The 18,506-nt window shown below is 40.1% G+C and carries 16 protein-coding genes and 2 pseudogenes; 5 read left to right on the top strand and 13 right to left on the bottom strand.

The window, feature by feature from the left end:
* Nucleotides 1–3: 3 nt before the first annotated feature.
* Both QUF78_RS07405 and QUF78_RS07400 read right to left on the bottom strand, forming a co-directional pair.
* A complete protein-coding gene (locus QUF78_RS07405; protein WP_289324164.1) occupies nucleotides 4–1,686 on the bottom strand; it encodes a sugar phosphorylase in 1,683 nt (560 codons plus the stop codon).
* A gap of 41 nt (nucleotides 1,687–1,727) precedes the next feature.
* On the bottom strand, nucleotides 1,728–1,916 hold the full coding sequence (locus QUF78_RS07400; RefSeq protein WP_289324163.1) for a hypothetical protein: 189 nt from the start codon (nucleotides 1,914–1,916) through the stop codon (nucleotides 1,728–1,730).
* 167 nt (nucleotides 1,917–2,083) lie between these two features.
* Here QUF78_RS07400 and QUF78_RS07395 point away from each other — a divergent pair, with 167 nt between their 5' ends.
* Entirely contained in the window at nucleotides 2,084–3,100 is a 1,017-nt protein-coding gene (locus QUF78_RS07395; RefSeq protein ID WP_289327261.1) for a LacI family DNA-binding transcriptional regulator, read from the top strand.
* A 279-nt stretch (nucleotides 3,101–3,379) separates the two neighbouring features.
* Here the strand turns inward: QUF78_RS07395 and QUF78_RS07390 are convergent, their stop codons facing one another.
* From QUF78_RS07390 to QUF78_RS07380, 3 genes are all read right to left on the bottom strand, one after another.
* A complete protein-coding gene (locus QUF78_RS07390; protein ID WP_289324162.1) occupies nucleotides 3,380–4,501 on the bottom strand; it encodes an NADH-dependent flavin oxidoreductase in 1,122 nt (373 codons plus the stop codon).
* A gap of 21 nt (nucleotides 4,502–4,522) precedes the next feature.
* The gene (locus QUF78_RS07385) at nucleotides 4,523–4,831 is read right to left on the bottom strand and encodes an iron-sulfur cluster assembly accessory protein (protein WP_289324161.1); all 309 of its coding nucleotides are present in this window, start codon (nucleotides 4,829–4,831) and stop codon (nucleotides 4,523–4,525) included.
* A 110-nt stretch (nucleotides 4,832–4,941) separates the two neighbouring features.
* Nucleotides 4,942–5,928, bottom strand: a complete 987-nt coding sequence (locus QUF78_RS07380) for a Gfo/Idh/MocA family protein (protein WP_289324160.1) — start codon at nucleotides 5,926–5,928, stop codon at nucleotides 4,942–4,944.
* Between the two features lie 206 nt (nucleotides 5,929–6,134).
* On the opposite strand from QUF78_RS07380, the gene QUF78_RS07375 reads away from it, so the two are divergent.
* Nucleotides 6,135–6,920: an SDR family oxidoreductase gene (locus tag QUF78_RS07375; protein ID WP_289324159.1), complete on the top strand. Its 786-nt coding sequence runs from the start codon at nucleotides 6,135–6,137 to the stop codon at nucleotides 6,918–6,920.
* A gap of 77 nt (nucleotides 6,921–6,997) precedes the next feature.
* On the opposite strand, the gene QUF78_RS07370 is transcribed toward QUF78_RS07375, so the two are convergent.
* On the bottom strand, nucleotides 6,998–8,221 hold the full coding sequence (locus QUF78_RS07370; protein ID WP_289327260.1) for a Bcr/CflA family multidrug efflux MFS transporter: 1,224 nt from the start codon (nucleotides 8,219–8,221) through the stop codon (nucleotides 6,998–7,000).
* An 804-nt stretch (nucleotides 8,222–9,025) separates the two neighbouring features.
* Nucleotides 9,026–10,003, bottom strand: a complete 978-nt coding sequence (locus QUF78_RS07365; RefSeq protein WP_289324158.1) for a 2-hydroxyacid dehydrogenase — start codon at nucleotides 10,001–10,003, stop codon at nucleotides 9,026–9,028.
* A 317-nt stretch (nucleotides 10,004–10,320) separates the two neighbouring features.
* Here QUF78_RS07365 and QUF78_RS07360 point away from each other — a divergent pair, with 317 nt between their 5' ends.
* Nucleotides 10,321–11,292: an MBL fold metallo-hydrolase gene (locus tag QUF78_RS07360; RefSeq protein WP_289324157.1), complete on the top strand. Its 972-nt coding sequence runs from the start codon at nucleotides 10,321–10,323 to the stop codon at nucleotides 11,290–11,292.
* Nucleotides 11,293–11,350: 58 nt separating this feature from the next.
* On the opposite strand, the gene QUF78_RS07355 is transcribed toward QUF78_RS07360, so the two are convergent.
* Together QUF78_RS07355 and QUF78_RS07350 are read right to left on the bottom strand one after the other, a co-directional pair.
* Nucleotides 11,351–12,304 carry a TRM11 family SAM-dependent methyltransferase gene (locus tag QUF78_RS07355; protein ID WP_289327259.1) on the bottom strand — a complete coding sequence of 318 codons (954 nt, stop codon included), beginning with the start codon at nucleotides 12,302–12,304 and terminating at the stop codon, nucleotides 11,351–11,353.
* 154 nt (nucleotides 12,305–12,458) lie between these two features.
* Nucleotides 12,459–13,550, bottom strand: coding sequence for a CotH kinase family protein (locus QUF78_RS07350; RefSeq protein ID WP_289324156.1), 1,092 nt, complete (start codon nucleotides 13,548–13,550; stop codon nucleotides 12,459–12,461).
* 154 nt (nucleotides 13,551–13,704) lie between these two features.
* Here QUF78_RS07350 and QUF78_RS27970 point away from each other — a divergent pair.
* Both QUF78_RS27970 and QUF78_RS07345 read left to right on the top strand, forming a co-directional pair.
* A pseudogene (locus QUF78_RS27970) lies at nucleotides 13,705–13,758 on the top strand (hypothetical protein); the annotation flags it as partial.
* A 22-nt stretch (nucleotides 13,759–13,780) separates the two neighbouring features.
* Nucleotides 13,781–14,164 (top strand): hypothetical protein, encoded by a 384-nt coding sequence (locus QUF78_RS07345; protein ID WP_289324155.1) that lies wholly within the window; start codon nucleotides 13,781–13,783, stop codon nucleotides 14,162–14,164.
* 504 nt (nucleotides 14,165–14,668) lie between these two features.
* On the opposite strand, the gene QUF78_RS07340 is transcribed toward QUF78_RS07345, so the two are convergent.
* The 4 genes and pseudogenes from QUF78_RS07340 to QUF78_RS07325 all read right to left on the bottom strand — a co-directional run.
* The gene (locus QUF78_RS07340; RefSeq protein WP_289324154.1) at nucleotides 14,669–14,980 is read right to left on the bottom strand and encodes a DUF3870 domain-containing protein; all 312 of its coding nucleotides are present in this window, start codon (nucleotides 14,978–14,980) and stop codon (nucleotides 14,669–14,671) included.
* A 23-nt stretch (nucleotides 14,981–15,003) separates the two neighbouring features.
* Nucleotides 15,004–16,209 carry an acyl-CoA dehydrogenase family protein gene (locus QUF78_RS07335; protein ID WP_289327258.1) on the bottom strand — a complete coding sequence of 402 codons (1,206 nt, stop codon included), beginning with the start codon at nucleotides 16,207–16,209 and terminating at the stop codon, nucleotides 15,004–15,006.
* A 14-nt stretch (nucleotides 16,210–16,223) separates the two neighbouring features.
* Entirely contained in the window at nucleotides 16,224–17,411 is a 1,188-nt protein-coding gene (locus QUF78_RS07330) for a CaiB/BaiF CoA transferase family protein (RefSeq protein ID WP_289324153.1), read from the bottom strand.
* Between the two features lie 343 nt (nucleotides 17,412–17,754).
* Nucleotides 17,755–18,462: pseudogene (locus QUF78_RS07325) on the bottom strand (MFS transporter); the annotation flags it as partial.
* Nucleotides 18,463–18,506: the final 44 nt, after the last annotated feature.

Genomic DNA, 18,506 nt, shown 5'->3' with positions numbered 1-18,506 from the left:
TAGTTAAATTGATTTCAACCAAAGGAATTGATAGGGATTTAGTGTAATGGTACCTTCGAGAGCCATTTTATCCCCCGTTATTACATTTACAAAATTGCCTGAAGCCTGGCAATCTACAGGTTCATTTGCAAAATTGTGAATAATGAATAGACTATTTTGGGGATCATTTCCTCTTTTGAGTGCAAATAATTTTTCACCTTTATCCAAAATTTCCATAGGCACATCTGGATGAAATAATGCTTCTGCTTTTCTAATTTTGATAATGTTCGTTAACTCTCTATATATCTTGCTTCGTAAAGAACCTGATTTTTCCAGTTCTGTTTCAATTTTATCCAAGCTATACTTTTGGCGGTTAATTGAACGGTTCATTCCTGTTTTAGCTACACCTTCATAATCATTACTAGATCCTAATATACTCTGGATATAAACTGCTGGCACTCCCTGAAGTGATAATAAAATGGAGTGTGCCGCTAAAAACCTTTTCACCTTTAACTCATCATCATCCGACAGTTTATTTAACGCGTCCAAGTACGTCACATTGATTTCATATGGACTTTCCGTGCCATCTGGATTTTTTTTGTAGTTAACTTTTGCGCCTTCCCTTTTCAGGTCCGTTACCAGATCAAGAATTTCTTCCTCTGAGATAATACCGCGAATAGGATTCAATCCAATACCGTCGTGTGAAGCAAGGAAATTAAAGAATGTTGTATTATCCCCTGCTGGCTGTAGATTTCTTGCCCACTCTGTGAGAGCGCTCCCATCTCCGCGATTAATGGAGTAAAGCACAAGCGGCGGTAAAGGGAACTGATAAACCATATGTGCCTCATCGCTTCCATTGCCGAAATATGAAATATTATCTTTATGAGGTACATTCGTTTCAGTGATGATGACAGTTCCTTTAGCGACTTCCTCAACAATATCACGGAACAATTTTATGATTTGGTGCGTTTTTTCAAGGTGGATACAAGTCCCTCCGACTTCTTTCCACATGAACCCTACCGCATCTAGCCTAATATATTCCGCACCTCGCTCAATATAAAATAATAGAACATCAATCATTCTCAATAAAACTTTCGGGTTTTTGAAATTCAAATCAATTTGGTCTTCACTAAACGTCGTCCAAACATGCTTTTCCGATCCATCATCCATTTTAAACCTGGTGAGGACAGGTGTGGATCTTGGTCTTGTTACTGAACTTAAATCTACATTGGGATCCATCTCCGTGAAAAAGCCGGAATATTCAGGATTCCCGTTTATGTACTCTTTAAACCAATCACTTTTTGCTGAGATATGGTTGCACACATAATCAAACATGATTCTCGTTTTTTTCGATAGTTTTTCAATATCTTCCCAATCTCCTGCAATTGGATTGACCTTCTTATAATCCACTACCGAAAAACCATCATCCGACGAATATGGATAAAAAGGCAGAAGATGAACGATTTCAAATTTGTCTGCTAAATAACGATCAAATACCTTCTCAAAAGTCGCCAGTGTAGGCTTGCCTTCCTCCTGAAATTGATCAGAATACGTAATCAAGACAATATCTTTTTCATCCCATCTTTGTTTTCTTTTTTTATAGGGTGTTTCTTTTGCTTTTACAAGTTTACCTTTTAGGTCAGTCCAAATCTTTTGTGTATCCGATTCTCCATAAATTACGGATAATCTCTGTTTAATATATTCCATATACGCCCCCTTCTTGGAACCGTTTCCATATAAATTAATAGTTAAATAATTTTCCGTGGAACCGCTCCCACAAACAAAATATAATACAGTAAGCGTTCTCTGTCAACAAGAACCCAAATGGGGAACCACGCTTTTATTTTAGAGGGTTTACCTAATTTTATATGGGGTCCAAAAATGGCTTTCTCTGCAAGATTGCCTACTACTTTTAAAATTTCTATTGCCACTATCATGATTCATCAATATAATTTACCCTATGAAACCGCTCTTATTATTAATAAATAAAATCAATCTATAAAAAAATAAACCAACCAGTAAGGATTCATTTTTTTCAATGGTACTTACAAAACCTATTAATATTCGGAAATAATCATACAGATAACATACTAGGAGGAGGAGAATTTTATTGGGACACACTATCTACGATATTGCCCGTGTTGCAATGGTTTCAAAATCCACCGTATCACGCGTGCTAAACAATCAAAGCAACATCTCTGTTGAATCGCGAGAGCGCGTGTTAAAAGCAATTGAACAATTAAATTATCAACCTAGTAAATTAGCCCGGGCCCTTTCCTCCGGATTTGATGCGATCATGGTACTATCGCGTTCTGCCAAGACTACCGAAAATAACCCATTTTTCTCAGAAATCATTCATACAATATCAACCAATGCTGAAGACGAAAACTTCGATGTCATATTACAGACTGCGAAAAACAGTCAGGATGAACTTCAAAAGTGCATAAGGAAAATAAAAGAGAAATTAATAAAAGGGATCATAATGCTAAGTTCACCAGCAAATGAGAACTTCTTTCAACAAATAGATCCATTTAATATCCCTATAGTAGTCATTGGAAAGGTCGAAGGTCATTACAAAAACGTTTTTTCCGTTGACACGAATAACTACAAGGACAGTTATGATTTGACGCAGTATTTGATTGATAAAGGACATCGTGATATCGCCTGCTTACATTCTCCACTCGATTATCATGTTTCCATCGATCGCTTGGAAGGATATAAATCATGCATTAAGAACAATGGGCTCCCACTAAAGAATGAATGGATCATCAACAGTGGGTATACAATTGATGCCGCACATCAATCAGCAAAACAACTATTGGGAGATAACCGGCCTACAGCTGTTTTTGCAACTGATGATCTTAAGGTGATGAGTATTTATAAGATGGCAGCAGAAAATGGAATCTCCATACCAAAAGACCTATCCATCGTAGGCTACAGTAATTCAAATTTACATCCATTTCTCTCTCCCTCTTTGACTTGTAAAGAAATCCCCGTGAAAAAATTAGGGGATATAGCTATACAGGTTCTCTTTACAAAGATAAAGGGTAATCAAGATCAGATACCGCATACCATCATTCCGACTGAAAACATTATCCAAAATTCCGTAGCTGAAGTTTGAATTATTTCTTAATATAATTATTCAAATTCATAATGTCTTCCTAAAAGGGTTTTGAAACCTTTTAAACGGGTGGGAATTCTGCTTTTTTCTTAAACATGCCATTTTCACGAGTAACCCTAAGTTATATTACTTCATAAAAAAACCTGCATTTATTATTGTTAAATAACAAATGCAGGTTTTTTTAGTTATGGACCTCTTTTAGCTTTTATGGACATCAAACAAAATCCCGCCCTCCAATAAAAAGAGGACGGGTTACATATTATTCAAGATGTTGACTCATCACTCCACAACGGGGAGCCAACCTTTTATATGAATCAACTTTTCCCAAAGCGGATCTGGAATGACAAGTTCATCCTGATCTTTTTTCGAAAGGGTCGTCCGTATTTCCCCTTCTTTTCCAGACCTGATTTTTTCAATCCAATGCGGTTCCATAAGAAGTTCACGGCCAAGTGCGATAAATGGGACACCCGTTTCCATAGCTTCTGCAACTTCATCGGGTGTATGCAGGGATCCTACACCGACAACCGGAATACGATTCCCTACTTTGTCGTAAATTTTAACGATGCGCGACTTTGTCCTATCACTCTCACGGAATGATCCATTCCAGAAGTGACCTACCGATATATGTAGATAATCGAGGTTTTGATTTGCTAATCTATCAACAAACTGGATCGTATCATCTAAAGTGATTCCAGGATCGCTGCCTTCTTCAGGAGAAATTCGGTAACCAATGATAAATGGCTTTTCCGCATGCTCAGCAACCGATTTCTCTACTTCATTCACAATGGTAAGCGGGAAAATCAATCGTTTTCCCAGAGTTCCTCCCCAGTTATCCGTCCGACGGTTCGAGTGCGGCGAGAAGAATTGTTGAAGCAAATAAGTATTGGCACCATGGATTTCCACACCATCAAATCCCGCTTCGACGGCCCTTCTTGTTGCTTCTCCAAATTCCTTGATTACGCCTTGAATTTCATCTTCACTCATTTCCCGCGGTACCGGTGCTTCCTCGCTGGAAGCAATGGCACTTGCAGAAACAGGTTGGTTATCTGGCAATAATTCCGGCGGACTTTGGCGGCCTCCATGATATATTTGCAATATCGCTTTTGACCCGTTAGACTGTATCGTTTCCGCTAATTTTCTCAAAGATGGGATAAATGAATCGTCATCTGCACTTAATTGACCTGGGAATCCCTTTCCTCCAGCAGATACATAAGCACATGCCGTGACAACCGCACCTACACCTGCCGAGCGTTCAGCGTAATAGGCCAGTTCATCATCGGTTACAAACCCTTGATCATCCGAAGAATAAGTGGTCATAGGTGCCATCATGATACGATTTTTCACTTCTACCCCTGATGGAAATTTATATGGTTGAAAGATCTTTTCGTATTTTTGATTCATGCCAATCCTCCCCCTTTAATCTTAATGGTGATGGTGTCCGTGCGGCTCCTTGGAAGGGTTCGTGATTTCAAAGCCTTCTTCAGGTACATAAAAATATTTAATCCAGACACCATCCAGAAATTCCTCACGAGAATCAAGCAAAATATCGATATCTTTATCTGTTTTGACGATTTCATCATGCTCTGTAGGTGTATCTAGTTTCATCTCATAATGGGCATGATCGCCATGCATATGGGTGATATATACACGAATCATTTTCCCTTCGGCTTCTTCAGTGCTCAGCATTTTTTGTAAGACTTTTGCTGCATTACGATTAATTTTACAATTCATGTCCATTCCTCCAACAATAAAAATTTCCATGTACTGAATTCTACCCAATTAAGGGGCATCAGTAACATCCATTTATACCCTTCCTTGCTTGGCCATGTCCAATTAGGTGCTTATAATCGGTCTGAAGGAAAGACGACGCCGATTTGCTTTCTTGCTTCATCCATGATTTCCATAGTCAACAGTGAATTCGAATATGAATTTATATCCGATTCCTTTTTCCCCTGCTTTATCAATTCAACAAATTCTTTCGCTTCATAATACATCGTATGCATATCCTGTTTAGCCGAAATATTTTCAGTGGTTCCATCCCGATACTGAATATCCACAGCTTGAGGTCCAGAAATTTTCTGAATGAGGATGCTTCCAAGCTCACCTTGAATTTCCGTTGGCAAATTGGATTCAGTAATCTTGGAAAACATGACGACTGCCTCCATTTCATCATAGGAAAGCAAGATCGTCCCCTGTCCATCAACTCCTGATTCAAGCATCGTTCCTGATGCCTGCACCTTATTAGGTTTACCGAATAGTACAACAAGTGGATAGAGGACGTAAATCCCTAAATCCATTAAAGAACCACTGGAGAATTCAGGATTGAATGCATTCAGCACAGTACCTTGTTTATACGCATCAAAACGTGATGAATATTGACAAAAGCTTCCTGAAAAACGTCGTATCTTCCCGATTTTATCCAGATTCCCCTTTATACTTTCGAAATTCGGCATGATGGTTGATTTCATCGCTTCCATCAATAGCACTTCATTTTGTTTTGCAGCCTCAATCATTTCCTTTACTTCTGCCGCATTTGAGGCCATTGGCTTTTCACATAATACATGTTTTTTATTTTGTAAAAATAACACGGCTTGCCTGCAATGATGAGAGTTAGGGCTGGCTATATATACAGCGTCGATATCATCGCTGGCCGCCATTTCTTCTAAATTTGTAAAAATCGTATGTACATCGTACTTATTGGCAAACTCCTTGGCTTTCTCTTCTGTACGTGAATACACGGCGGTTAACGATAAATCCTCTACATGCTTTGCAGCCTCCAAAAATCGCTCCGTGATCCAATTTGTACCTATTACCCCTAATCGTATCAACATCCTATCCCCTTTCAAGCTAACTTATCATGTCCTCAATATACAGACATTTCACTGAAAAACAAAGTATAATGAACACTGTCAATGGTTTAAATTGGATTTTTCAGGCAATATTCGTTTATAATTTTTCTATATTACCACTGCCATGATGTTTCTACATACTCCCTAAACGGGAAAGAAAAACTTAAAAGGAGCGTGTGAAGTTTATGACAGATTTAATGAAAAACAAAGTTGCCATCATTACCGGTGGAGGATCGGGAATTGGCCGGGGTGCAGCACTGAAATTAGCTGAAAACGGTGCGAACATCATCTTTTTTGACCGTACAGTCGAAAATGCCGAAAAGGTGAAGGCGGAAGTGGAAAACCTGGGCCGAGAGGCTTTAATCATTAAAACGGATGTTTCCAAGGCTGAGCAAGTTGAACATGCCTACAAGGTCGCCTATGACCATTTTGGGAAAATTGATTTTGTATTCGCAAACGCAGGCATCAACGGAGTGATCGCCCCTATAGAAGATATTAAGCCAGAAGATTGGGATCAGACTCATACCATCAACCTCAAAGGCACCTTTCTCACCATTAAATACGCCATTCCCTATATGAAGGAAACGGGTGGCAGCATCGTTATTAACAGCTCCATAAATGGAAACCGATATTTCAAGAATTTTGGTTTTTCTGCCTATAGTTCATCCAAAGCTGGCCAAGTCGCTTTTGGTAAAATGGCTGCACTCGAATTGGCAAAATATAAAATCAGGGTAAATACCATTTGTCCCGGCTCCATCGATACGAATATTCATGATAACACCTTCCCAGAAGATGAAAACCTAAAAAAAATCAGGATTCCCATTGAATATCCAGAAGGCTCTCAGCCCCTAGCGAAGAAAGCGGGGACTACCGAACAAGCTGGTGATCTCGTATTGTTCCTAGCATCAGACATGTCCTCCCATGTTACGGGCACGGAAGTTTATATCGATGGAGCAGAATCACTATTATGATTCATTCTTAAGACCTTAAATAAACCCATTAAAAGAAAAAGCCGAAATCCCACTTCAGGATTTCAGCTTTTTCCTTTTTAAGCAACTCGCCTTAACCCGCGACGGGCAAGAATCAAATAAGCGAACATGGCAATGACATGACAACTTACCATCACAATTCCCATCGGCAAGGAGGACTCACCTGAGCCTAAGCCCACGAGCGGTGCCATTACTGATCCTAATATAAAAGGAAGCAGTCCAATTAAAGCCGAAGCACTGCCTGCAGTTTTTTTCTGATTTTGCATCGCTAAAGAAAAACTCGTTGTACCGACAATACCGACGCTGGAAACGGAGAGGAACAAAGCGACTAAGATTCCTGCCAACCCGATTTCGAGAAGGACTGAGGCAAGAAGGAATATTCCTCCAAACAAAGCAAGACATAGTCCTATCTGAAGCAGTTTTTCTTCTTTAACCTTCCCTGCCAGCTTTCCGGAAATTTGGGAAGCAATGATGATCCCAATTCCGTTTATTGCAAAAATCAGGCTGAATGTCTGTGGGGAAACCCCATAAATATTCTGGAGAACAAAAGGCGATCCGGAAATATAAGCGAACATGGCGGCACTAATGAACCCTTGTGAAAAAGCATAGCCCATGAACACTCGGTCCTTCAATAAATTCCCAAAAGTCTTGATTGTATCGTTTATTCCACCGGCACTCCTGAGATTAGGCGATAAAGTTTCTTTTATCCCAAAAAATGCAGCCGCAACCATAAGGATACCTAATACTGAAATGACAATGAAAACTCCCCGCCAAGAAGTGAACTGCAAAAGCTGACCGCCAAAAACTGGAGCCAAAATCGGTGCCGCTCCATTTACCAGCATTAACATGGAGAAGAATTTGGTCAGTTCCGTTCCTGAAAAAAGGTCACGAACTATGGCCCTTGAAATGACTATGCCTCCAGCTCCCGCAATCCCCTGGATAAAACGTAATAATAAAAGCAATTCTATGGATGGAGCAAAAGCACATAACAGAGATGAAATGCAATAAATGGATAATGATATGATTAACGGTGTCCGTCTTCCCTTTGCATCACTTAGCGGCCCTAAATAAATTTGGCCTAAAGCTAATCCTAACAAGCAGGCAGTCAAACTCAGCTGGGCTAAAGACGTACTGCTTTTCAAATCCTCTGCCAGTGTCGGGAGACCCGGTAAATACATATCAAGTGACAGTGGTCCAATCGCAGCAAAAGACCCCAGCATAAGCGCCATCAACAGCCTTTTGGATTTGGTCATTTCGTTGCCTGATGATATCGTTTCCTTCATTTCAATCATTATTACCCTACTTTCAAACTAATTGTTTTCCTAAATAAAACCCGGATTTCTTTAGTTTACAAAAAATCCGAACAATTTACGATAAGTATGCTTGCCTTGAATTGGATTCTTCCTTTCACCACTCATTAAGTTCAATGTGTTTTCTACACTTATACTTCAAACCTCTGAAACATATCTTACATATCTTTATACTGAAAAGAACTAATCATATATCAGGAAATATAATTGATTTCGATACTACGAGCCTAGGAAAACTATTAATGGTCCAAATAATTCCCCACATATTGAAATATCCCCATTAAAAAATGACCCCATTTTGGAGTCATTTCAGACTGTGGACAAATTCGAAGAAAGCGAGTTTGCCTACAGTCTTTTCCAAAAAACATTCCAGCTAAGTGGAACGGAAGGTACGAGACTCCTGCGGGAAAGCTAAGTCCAAAGGAGACCCTACATGCGCAAATAGCGCCGAGGAGGCTCCCGGACCGCCCGGGGGAAAGCGAGTGCCTGGAGGCAACGTTCCAATTTTACAAACCCTCAAGAAAACGTTCCAGTGTTTTCAATCCGCCGACTCTCTGCCAAGCCTCCTCGCCGCAATCAATCCTGCCGAATAATTGGCTAGCCAATTATTCGGCAGGATTGTCGCAAATTTCTTCAACCCAGTGAATTTTCAATTTTAATCCCATATAAAAAATCATGAGTGTAACGAAGTCCCGTCTTCCAATCAGGGTAATAATATTCCCTCGACAAAATCGTGAAAGGAATGCGGGATGAGGCCTTCCGAACCCCATCTTAGGGTCATCTTGATTTATTCAACAAAATTAAATTACGGGGAGTATCACCAGATAATCCTTCCTTCAAGTTTTGAACAGCAAGAGTTGCCATTTTCAATCTTGTGGCAATACTTGCACTCCCGATATGCGGTAATGTAACCACATTGGGCAATGTTAGCAGCGGGTGATCCACGGGAACGGGTTCTTCTTCAAATACATCCAATCCAGCCGCCCAAATCTCTCGGTTTTTCAGCGCCTGATATAACGCTTTTTCATCGATAATCCCGCCTCTTGCGGTATTTATGAGCACAGCCGTCCCTTTCATTAAATCCAGCTGCTCCTTACCGATCATATAAGCGGTCTCCGGTGTGAGCGGCAGCATGACACAAACGAAATCCGAGATTTGGAGCAATTTTTCAAGGGGTTGGTATTCGATTCCCAATTCCTTTTCCTGACCATATTTTCGGCTTCGATTATAATAAACTAAGTTCATATCAAATCCCTTTGCTCTTTTGGCAAGGGCTTCCCCAATCCTACCTAACCCGATGATACCCAGCGTTGCACCATGTACATCTTGTCCGGTCAGCTGCATTGGCGACCACGTTTCCCATCTCCCACTCCTTAAATAGTCTTCTGCCTCCATCAGCCTCCTAGCCGTTGCAAGCAGCAATCCGAAGGTTAAATCTGCTGTCGTTTCCGTTAAGACCCCCGGTGTGTTCGTTACCATGATGCCCCGTTTAGTTGCACTTTGAACATCAATATTATTATGACCTACTGCCATATTCGCGATGATTTTCAGATTAGCCGCCTTTTCAATCAGTGACTCATCGATTTGTTCCGTCAACAAGCAAAGCAGCCCCTCGACTTCTTTCATTTCTTCTTCAAGGACTTTCCTAGGGACCGGTATATCCTCTTGGTCCCACATCCTGACATCATAATTCCCACTAAGTCCATCGATGATTTGTTCCGGCAATTTCCTTGTAATATAAATTTTAGGCTTCAAACCATAACCTCCCATACCGTTTCATTTCATAGAACGCGTTACACATTCAGTGTTCATTTCATATTCACATACAACAATCCATTTCAAGAATATTGGCTAAATAATCATCTTGTTTATTCAATTTTAAAATAAATTAGATGAATAGACCATTCATTCCCAATTATTATTACCATTAAATTCTCGTTTGCCTGAAAGCTTCCGCTTGACAGTTTCATTTCATTCAACTAATCATAGAGTAAACCCTTTAAATCTATTCTTTCATTATTTAGGTATATCGCAATTTAGATGAAATTTATCTCGATTCAGGAGGAAATGGGATGTTCATGAAAACTAATGCAAAATTTGAAATTTATCCAATTATAGCTCCAAGCGCTCTATCTTTAAAAAGTATAAACTTTTATTTAGTTAAACAGGATGAATCTTTAACATTAGTCGATGCTGGTATGAATGATGACGTTTGCTGGGATGCACTGCAGCAAACTTTAAAGGAAAATGGATTTACCGTTGAGGATATCACGGAAATTTTGTTAACCCATCACCATGGGGACCATGTTGGTTTGGTCAACCGGATTACCGGACTCCATCCGATTCCCGTTTATGCCCATTCTAAATCCGTTCCCCGTTTAAAACGGGATCCTGACTTCTTAAGTATGAGAATTGAATTTTATAAGCAGCTATACCTTGAAATGGGCTGTGGTGAACTTGGAGATAAACAAGTAGCTTACCTATTCAACGCGGTTGATAATAATAAGGATCAAAAACTGAATTGTGACATCATCGAAATCACCGAAAAACAATGGCTGAATTTTGAAGTGATTGAATTTCCCGGGCATGCCCCGGATCAAATCGCTTTCCTTGACCAAAAAGGGAAACGGCTTCTTGCCGGTGATTTATTGATTGAACATATTTCAAGCAACGCCTTGATCGAACCTGATGAAAAAGGCAATAGAATGCTGACACTTTTGGATCATATCGACTCATTAAAGCGATGTTTAGCATTACAGGTGAATCTCATCTTTCCTGGTCATGGTAACATCATTGAACATCCTGGTCCATTGATTGAAAAAAGACTCAATAGCATCGAGAGAAAATCACAAAAAATCCTGGCCTTGATAGAATCTGGAATTTCTACAGGCAATGAACTGGCAAAGGAATTTTACAAACAAAAGTATATATCAGAATTCCCACTCGTCATGTCTGAAATCATCGGCCATTTGGATTACTTGGAATATCAGGGGAAGGTCAAGAAGAAACTCATCGAAAATGTAGTTCATTATCAAGCTAAATGACATCAAAAAAAGCTGAAACCCATTAAGGATTTCAGCCTTTTCATCTACCCAGGGAAATTTATACACACACGACTACCTGTCTGGAAAAAATACCCTTCCTGGCTACACAGCGATCAGCAATTTCAAATCCTGCTTCTTCAATCATATGATCCATCGTGTCAATCGTTACGACGACGACCTTGTCAGCAAAGCTCCTGGCATGTTTAAGGATAGATAGCTGATCCTCCGGCGTTGCATGCGTATACAAATTGTAAGGCATATCGATAATCGCTACATCATATTTACTGGTGACTTCTGAAATCGGACCTGTAGTTACATCACCTTCGAGTCCGAAATAGGCAATATTCTCTCTAGAACCGTCAGTAACAAGTGGGTTGATATCTCGGCCAACAATATTTATCCCCATTGATAGTGCCTCTACCAATACCGTTCCAATTCCGCAGCATGGATCAATGGCCCTCACTCCATCAGGATGTGGAACGGCTATGTTGGCAATGGCTCTCGCCACTCTTGTGCTAAGTGCAGTTGAATATTCACGCGGCTTCTTCATATGATGTAACCAAACAGACTCAGGTTTGACATATTTCCCAAAATACCAACGGCCGCCCAAGGGCACGATTCCATAGACCTGATCAGGATTACGTACATCGGCATTCCCCTGAATGTGCCAGCCAATTTCACGTTCAATTTCACGCTGTCCCTCATAATCTATTTTTGCTTCTTTAGTCAGATCATTAATTTTTACGAATAATACTTTGAACGTCGAATCCGGCAATTGAATATCCTTCACTAGCTCAACAATTTCGGATATGTTTTCCCCTTCAAACATGACATCGACCCGCCCTTTCATAAAAGGACTTCTGCTCGGTTCAATTTCTATATCACTTTTTAAAATATTTCCTGAAGTCTCAAAGCCAAAGAACGAGCGCATCTCCATTTTAGATAATTCACGTTCGTCAGGGGTGCATGTAAAGGTATATATATATGCCGGTTTACGGCTATGATTAGTCAATCCATTCCCATCCTTCATTTACTTTAGATTATATCTTTCTATCAAACATAGCTGTAATAGTATAGAAAAGCAAATGGAATCGTGCAGAAAAAACAGCAGGAGTGATTTTCTTTCAGCACTCCTGCTGTTTTTTCCATTTTCCATCAGAAAATTATTAATCCAATTTAACCAGCCGGCTATTTATATACTTTGCACGGGCCTCAATGAATTTCAGGATAAATTCGGGCTCATTATCAAATTTTTCTTTTTCCCCCTTAATATACGGGTCTTTTGGAACATAAGGTCTTAATTGATCATGCATTTCCTGAATGATAGGTTTCATATACCCAACGTTAAACCGATTACTCAAAATCTTCTTTAGAAGACTCTGGTATCGAACACGAAATGCCCTAACATCAAGGATTCTAGCAGTCAATGTGTTGAATCCCTCGATTCCCACATAATCCTCTTCCATCACTTTCCCATTAACATCCCTGCCCCATGTCGCATCATAATCCCATGGGATTATTTCAAAGAGTCCTGTATCTCCATTTCGATACAAGGCATAGTTATGGACAAACCCATCATAGTTTTGCGTGAATATGACTCCGGCCAGCCAGCGCAGGTACTTTTCCACATCGACATATTTTACGATTTCCTTTTCAAAATCCACCCTTGAAATTGTGTTGATTTGAATGATCAACTCTTGTAAATGTAATTCATCCTTTCCTGTCCCGCATTTTTTTTGATATCCCATCTCCAATGATTTTTTGATTCCTTTATCCAAATCGCTCATCAATGAGAAATTGGCATCACCATCCACGGCATAGAAAATCGATCCCTTAGGGAGATCCCTATTCTTCAAAAAATATTCATCCACTGATTCCAATTCTAGGTATATTCCTTCTTCCTTCCCGTTCAGATTCAGGAAAACGAACTGGGATTTCGGCGATAAGGTCCCAATATCCGCAAAAAAGTCTAAAGATAATTTATTTCTTAGTAAAGATTTATCCTTATATTCAGCATTTAAATGAACTTCCTTGGCATTCTTATAAGTATTAGGTTTATAAAAGACTACATTATAGGATTTTTTGCGAAAACCGCGGATATGTGAGCCACGGTAAACAATATCAATATCCAGTTTTTTTCTGTTAAGTGTTAACTTTGCTGGTAAAGGATCATTGCACCATATATCTCTGCGAAGTTCCATTAAATTAACTGGTGGAATAAAAAGCTGGTACACAGGCAGCTTCTTGTCAGAATTCATAAAACCCTTCACTTCCCTTTCACTTTCATATTAAATTATGAAAAAAAGCGATGGGTGTCACCAAAAACAAATTTTTATTAAAAATTGTGCTATTATCTCTGGCATATTACGTACAAGGGCATAGTTTAACGTATAGAAAGGGGGATATATAAATATGTCTGACATCATTCGCAATATACAAAATGCGGTGGAAAGAGCCAATTCCTTCGGGTTAAGCGATTTCATGCATAATGACCCATGTTCAAAAGGCCGTTCTTCACGTAAAAACAACAATAATAGGCGAACTTCCCGCCGCAGAAGCACTAAACGTTGCACTAGCAGGAGAAGGTCCACTTGCAGCACGCAAAGACGCACTAGCAGGAGAAGGTCCACTTGCAGCACGCAAAGACGCACTAGCAGGAGGAGGTCCACTTGCCGCACGCAAAGGCGCACTAGCAGGAGGAGGTCCACTTGCAGTACGCAAAGGCGCACTAGCAGAAACCGGTGTTCCATATGCAGCAGACAAAGGCGCTCCAACAGAAACCGGTGTTCCTCCAACCACTGCAGTTGGCTTTGCTGCAATAACATTCGCAATAAACGGAAAAGGTGCTTCTAGTTTCATGGTTCCGTTTTAATGTACAACTAATATTTTTTTACTGGATATTAAGCTTTACTTTTAAGTCCAATTTCTATAAAAAAACACAAACTCGTCGTAAAGGGGCGAGTTTTGTGTTTTTAAAATTATAACGATCGTTATATCCATTAAAATGTCCCGTTCCTTAAACAATAAAAAACACTGCCATTTATAATGACAGTGGACAATTTAGTATCGGAAATATTATTATCGTACAAATAAATTAAGTTCTTCTTGGAACATTTCATTTAATGATAATTTACTGTTCAATTAATTTTGCTAACGATTGAGAAACACTATCCAATTGATCTAAAATATCAAACTTACCTACAACTGTTAGACCAACTCTAGCATAATCTTGTTAAAGCCAAACCAGCAGCAGGTTAAAATCAGTTCAACTAATATTTCCATTAAATCCACAGCTCCATCATTTATTTGCCATGTACCCAAATCTATTAAAAAGGACCCTACCCTCAAACTTAAGGTAGGATCCTTCCAGTTGCACTTATTTGACGGAGACCAATTCGAACTGTGCATACACATCCTTCAGCCCTGCTTGAATGGCCTGACCAGCCTTTCCACGATAATGCATTTGCACACGATCAATCAATTCTTCGATTCCATCTTTCAGGCAATAACCGCGCAGCAGTTTACGAATGAATTCCCTGCCATGTTCTGTAGCAAGTGTACAGGAAGCCTCGACTATTACACCATATTTAAAGTCAAGTTCTACCGTGATGGTGATGGAATCATATATATTTCTCGCTGCCATCCCTTGTGGAAGCTTTGCATGCCCTGCAATAAAGTATGTGTTCATCATCTGATCTCCTCTATCTATAATTAATGTACGGAAACCTGCTCGAAGGGCCATGCAGGCAATTGCTTACGAAGCTCTTTATCTTGTCTGTAGCCAAGTGCGTATTCACCTTGCATTACTGTATGAATCTCACGGGTGCCTTCGTAAATGACCGGAGCTTTTGAATTCCGCAGAAAACGTTCGACTGGATATTCATCCGAGTAGCCATAGGCACCATGAATTTGAACAGCATCATTGGCCGCTTCGTTAGCAGCATTACATGAAATCCACTTGGCAAGTGATGTTTCCTTCGTATTCCTTTTTCCTTGGTTTTTTAAGGTACCCGCTTTAAATACCAGCAATCTGGAAATCTCTAAATTTGCGGTCATCTTGGCAATCATCTGTTGAACGAGCTGATGCCTGCCAATCTCTTTTCCGAATGTACTTCGTTCATGGCAATACTTCAAGCTTGCTTCAAGGCTTGCTTCAATTAATCCTACAGCACCTGCTGCCACTGTAAACCGGCCGCTGTCCAATGCCGACATGGAAATTTTAAAGCCCTCACCTTCTTCACCAAGCCTATTCTCCACCGGGACTTTAACATCCGTTAAAAAGACTTCGCCTGTATTCCCCGCACGAATTCCCAATTTTCCTTTAATGGCCTTCGACTCCACTCCCTCAAAAGTCCGTTCCACAATAAAAGCGGTAATTCCCCTTGAGCCAGCATCATGATCAGTCTTGGCGAAAATGAGGAAATGATCTGCATAATCACAGAGCGAAATCCAGGTTTTTGATCCATTCAAGATATAATGGTCCCCAACACGTTTTGCCGTTGATTTCATCGCCGCTACGTCAGACCCTGCATTCGGTTCAGTCAGCCCAAAAGCGCCAATCTTTGTCCCTTTTGCTTGCGGAACTAAATATTTCTGTTTTTGTTCTTCCGTCCCCCATTGCAGCAGGGTCATGCTATTCAACCCCGTATGTACAGAAACTGCTGTTCGATAAGCCGTATCGCCTCGCTCCAGCTCTTCACAAACGATGGCCAGGGTATTATAATCCATTCCGACTCCACCATACTCTTCGGGGATACAAACGCCCATTAACTGCAATTCCGCTAACCTTTTTAAAATATGTGGTTGAAATTCCCCTTGCCTATCCCACTCTTGAATATATGGGATAATTTCCTTATCCACATATTTCCTTACCACTTTCTTCACGCTTTGCTGCTCTTCTGTTAATTCGAAATTCATCATCAAAATTCCTCCTAAATAATTTTATTTTGCTTGAATTTGATTATTTGGTCCGGACTATATCCAATTTCAGCCAAAATGGCATCGGTATGTTCCCCATACAGCGGCGGATGCTTTCTCATCGTGACCGGTGTTTTTGAAAGGTTCAAGGGCGATCCCGTCACTCTAAGATTTTCGATTGAGGGGTGTTCCATTTTCACCAACATGCCTCTTTCGATGATCTGTGGATCCTCGAACATCTCTGCGATATCATTAATCGGACCATTTGGTATCCCTGCATCATCAAACAGCATTTTCCACTCTTTTTTTGTTTTTTCTTTCAATGAATCCTCTATTATTGGTATTAATTTTTCCTTGTTCAGCAATCGTTTTTCATTATGCTTAAACTGTTCTAGCTCCGCTAAATCAGTTCTGCCAATAACGGTTGAGAATCTCCTGAACTGCTCATCATTGCCTACAGCCACTACAAGCTCCCCATCGCGTGTTCGGAACGTTTGGTATGGAACAATATTGGGATGTTGGTTTCCCATGCGTTCAGGGGTCAAACCATTGAATAAATAGTTGCTGGCGACATTCACCAATGAAGAAACCTGACAATCCATTAACGAAATATCAATTTCCTGTCCTTCCCCCGCTTTATCCCTATGATGTAAAGCGGATAAAATGCCAATGCATGTATACAAGCCAGTCAATATGTCAGCTATGGCCACTCCGACCTTCACGGGGCTCCCATCTTTTTCTCCAGTGATGCTCATCAAACCACTCATCGCTTGAATGATATAATCATAGCCAGGTAAATCTTTATATGGTCCGGTTAAACCAAATCCCGTAATCGAGGCCATGATCAGTTTGGGGTTGCATTCCTTTAAATCCTCATAACCTAACCCCAGTTTTTCCAATGTACCCGTCTTGAAGTTTTGAATCACTATATCCCCTGAAGACACCAACTTCCGGAATATCTCTTTCCCTTGTTCCGACTTTAAATTCAAGGTCATGCTTTGCTTATTTCGGTTTGCACATAAATAGTAAGCGCTTTCTCCTTGCGCGAATGGCGGACCCCACCCTCTCGTTTCATCACCTGATTCATGATGCTCGATTTTAATTACATCCGCACCCAAATCACCGAGAATCATTGAACAAAACGGACCCGCCAAAACACGGGACACATCGATAATCCTGACTCCTTCCAAAGCTCCATTCATACCATCACCCCTTTCAAACTGTCGGGATACACAAAAAAGAGCCAGTAAAACAAACAATGTCATTACATTGAACGTTTCACTGACCCTTATCCACGCACTGTCTTCCTGCAAAGGAAGATCAAGTGAACCAAGTCAATTTTTATAAATTCCAGATTTATGACAAGCCGGCCATGCAACAAGGTAACTTGTTGTCATCGGTTTGGTAAATTAAGTATAGAACCATTGTTTGAATTTTGCAATAATTTTGTTTATTGGTCGATCATAATTTTTAAAGCCCTTTAATCGTTGCTCTTGTAATCTTGGGATCCTTTATGTTTAAAAAGCAAAAATTCACACTATATGGTTATGCGCCATAACGTTCTTTTTGGATTTCTTTAAGAGACTTCCCTCGAGTTTCCGGTGACATGGTAAGACCAATGACTAAATGGATGATTAGGAATGCAATCATAATCAAACCAGCGACCTTGAACCCTAATGTCGTGATTAGAGAATAGCCCTACACCAATGCGGGCAATCGAAAACATGACACCTTGAGCTTTTGCACGATACTTCGTGTGAAACAGCTCACTTGACCATAAGGCATAAAATGATTGTGCCCCAAATCCTGCTGCGGTTCCCCGAAGCAAAACAAACAACAGCAGTTCCGTCCAGCCCATTCCTCCAAACGTTAGGATGAGCCAAGCAACGATTCCCATTGCAGCTCCAATCCCAAATAGAACCTTTCTGTTTACTTTATCTCCTAATTTAATAAATACAAAATAGGTGGAGACAACAGTCAATAACCATAGTGTACCTTGTAATAAGTTAGCTTGTGTAGCGGTGAGGCCACCTACTGTTTCATATATAATGGCATAAAGTACCCCATTACTCCAGCTACTAAATTCCAGAATCCGTATATCCCGATTAAAAGGAATAAGGCTTTACGGTTTTCTTTCACACTGAACAATTCTTTAAGAGAAACGTCTGTAAGCTTCCCTTTCTTTTTAAGTTTGTTTTGTTTTTGTTTTTCTTCTTCCCAGATTGTTGATTCATTAATTTGTTGTTGCAATACGGATTCTTTAAAGAAACTTTTTTTAAAGAATCCTTTATCGTGGG

Source organism: Peribacillus sp. ACCC06369 (assembly GCF_030348945.1).
GTDB lineage: Bacteria > Bacillota > Bacilli > Bacillales > DSM-1321 > Peribacillus.
This window is presented reverse-complemented; position numbering and strand designations above follow the sequence as displayed.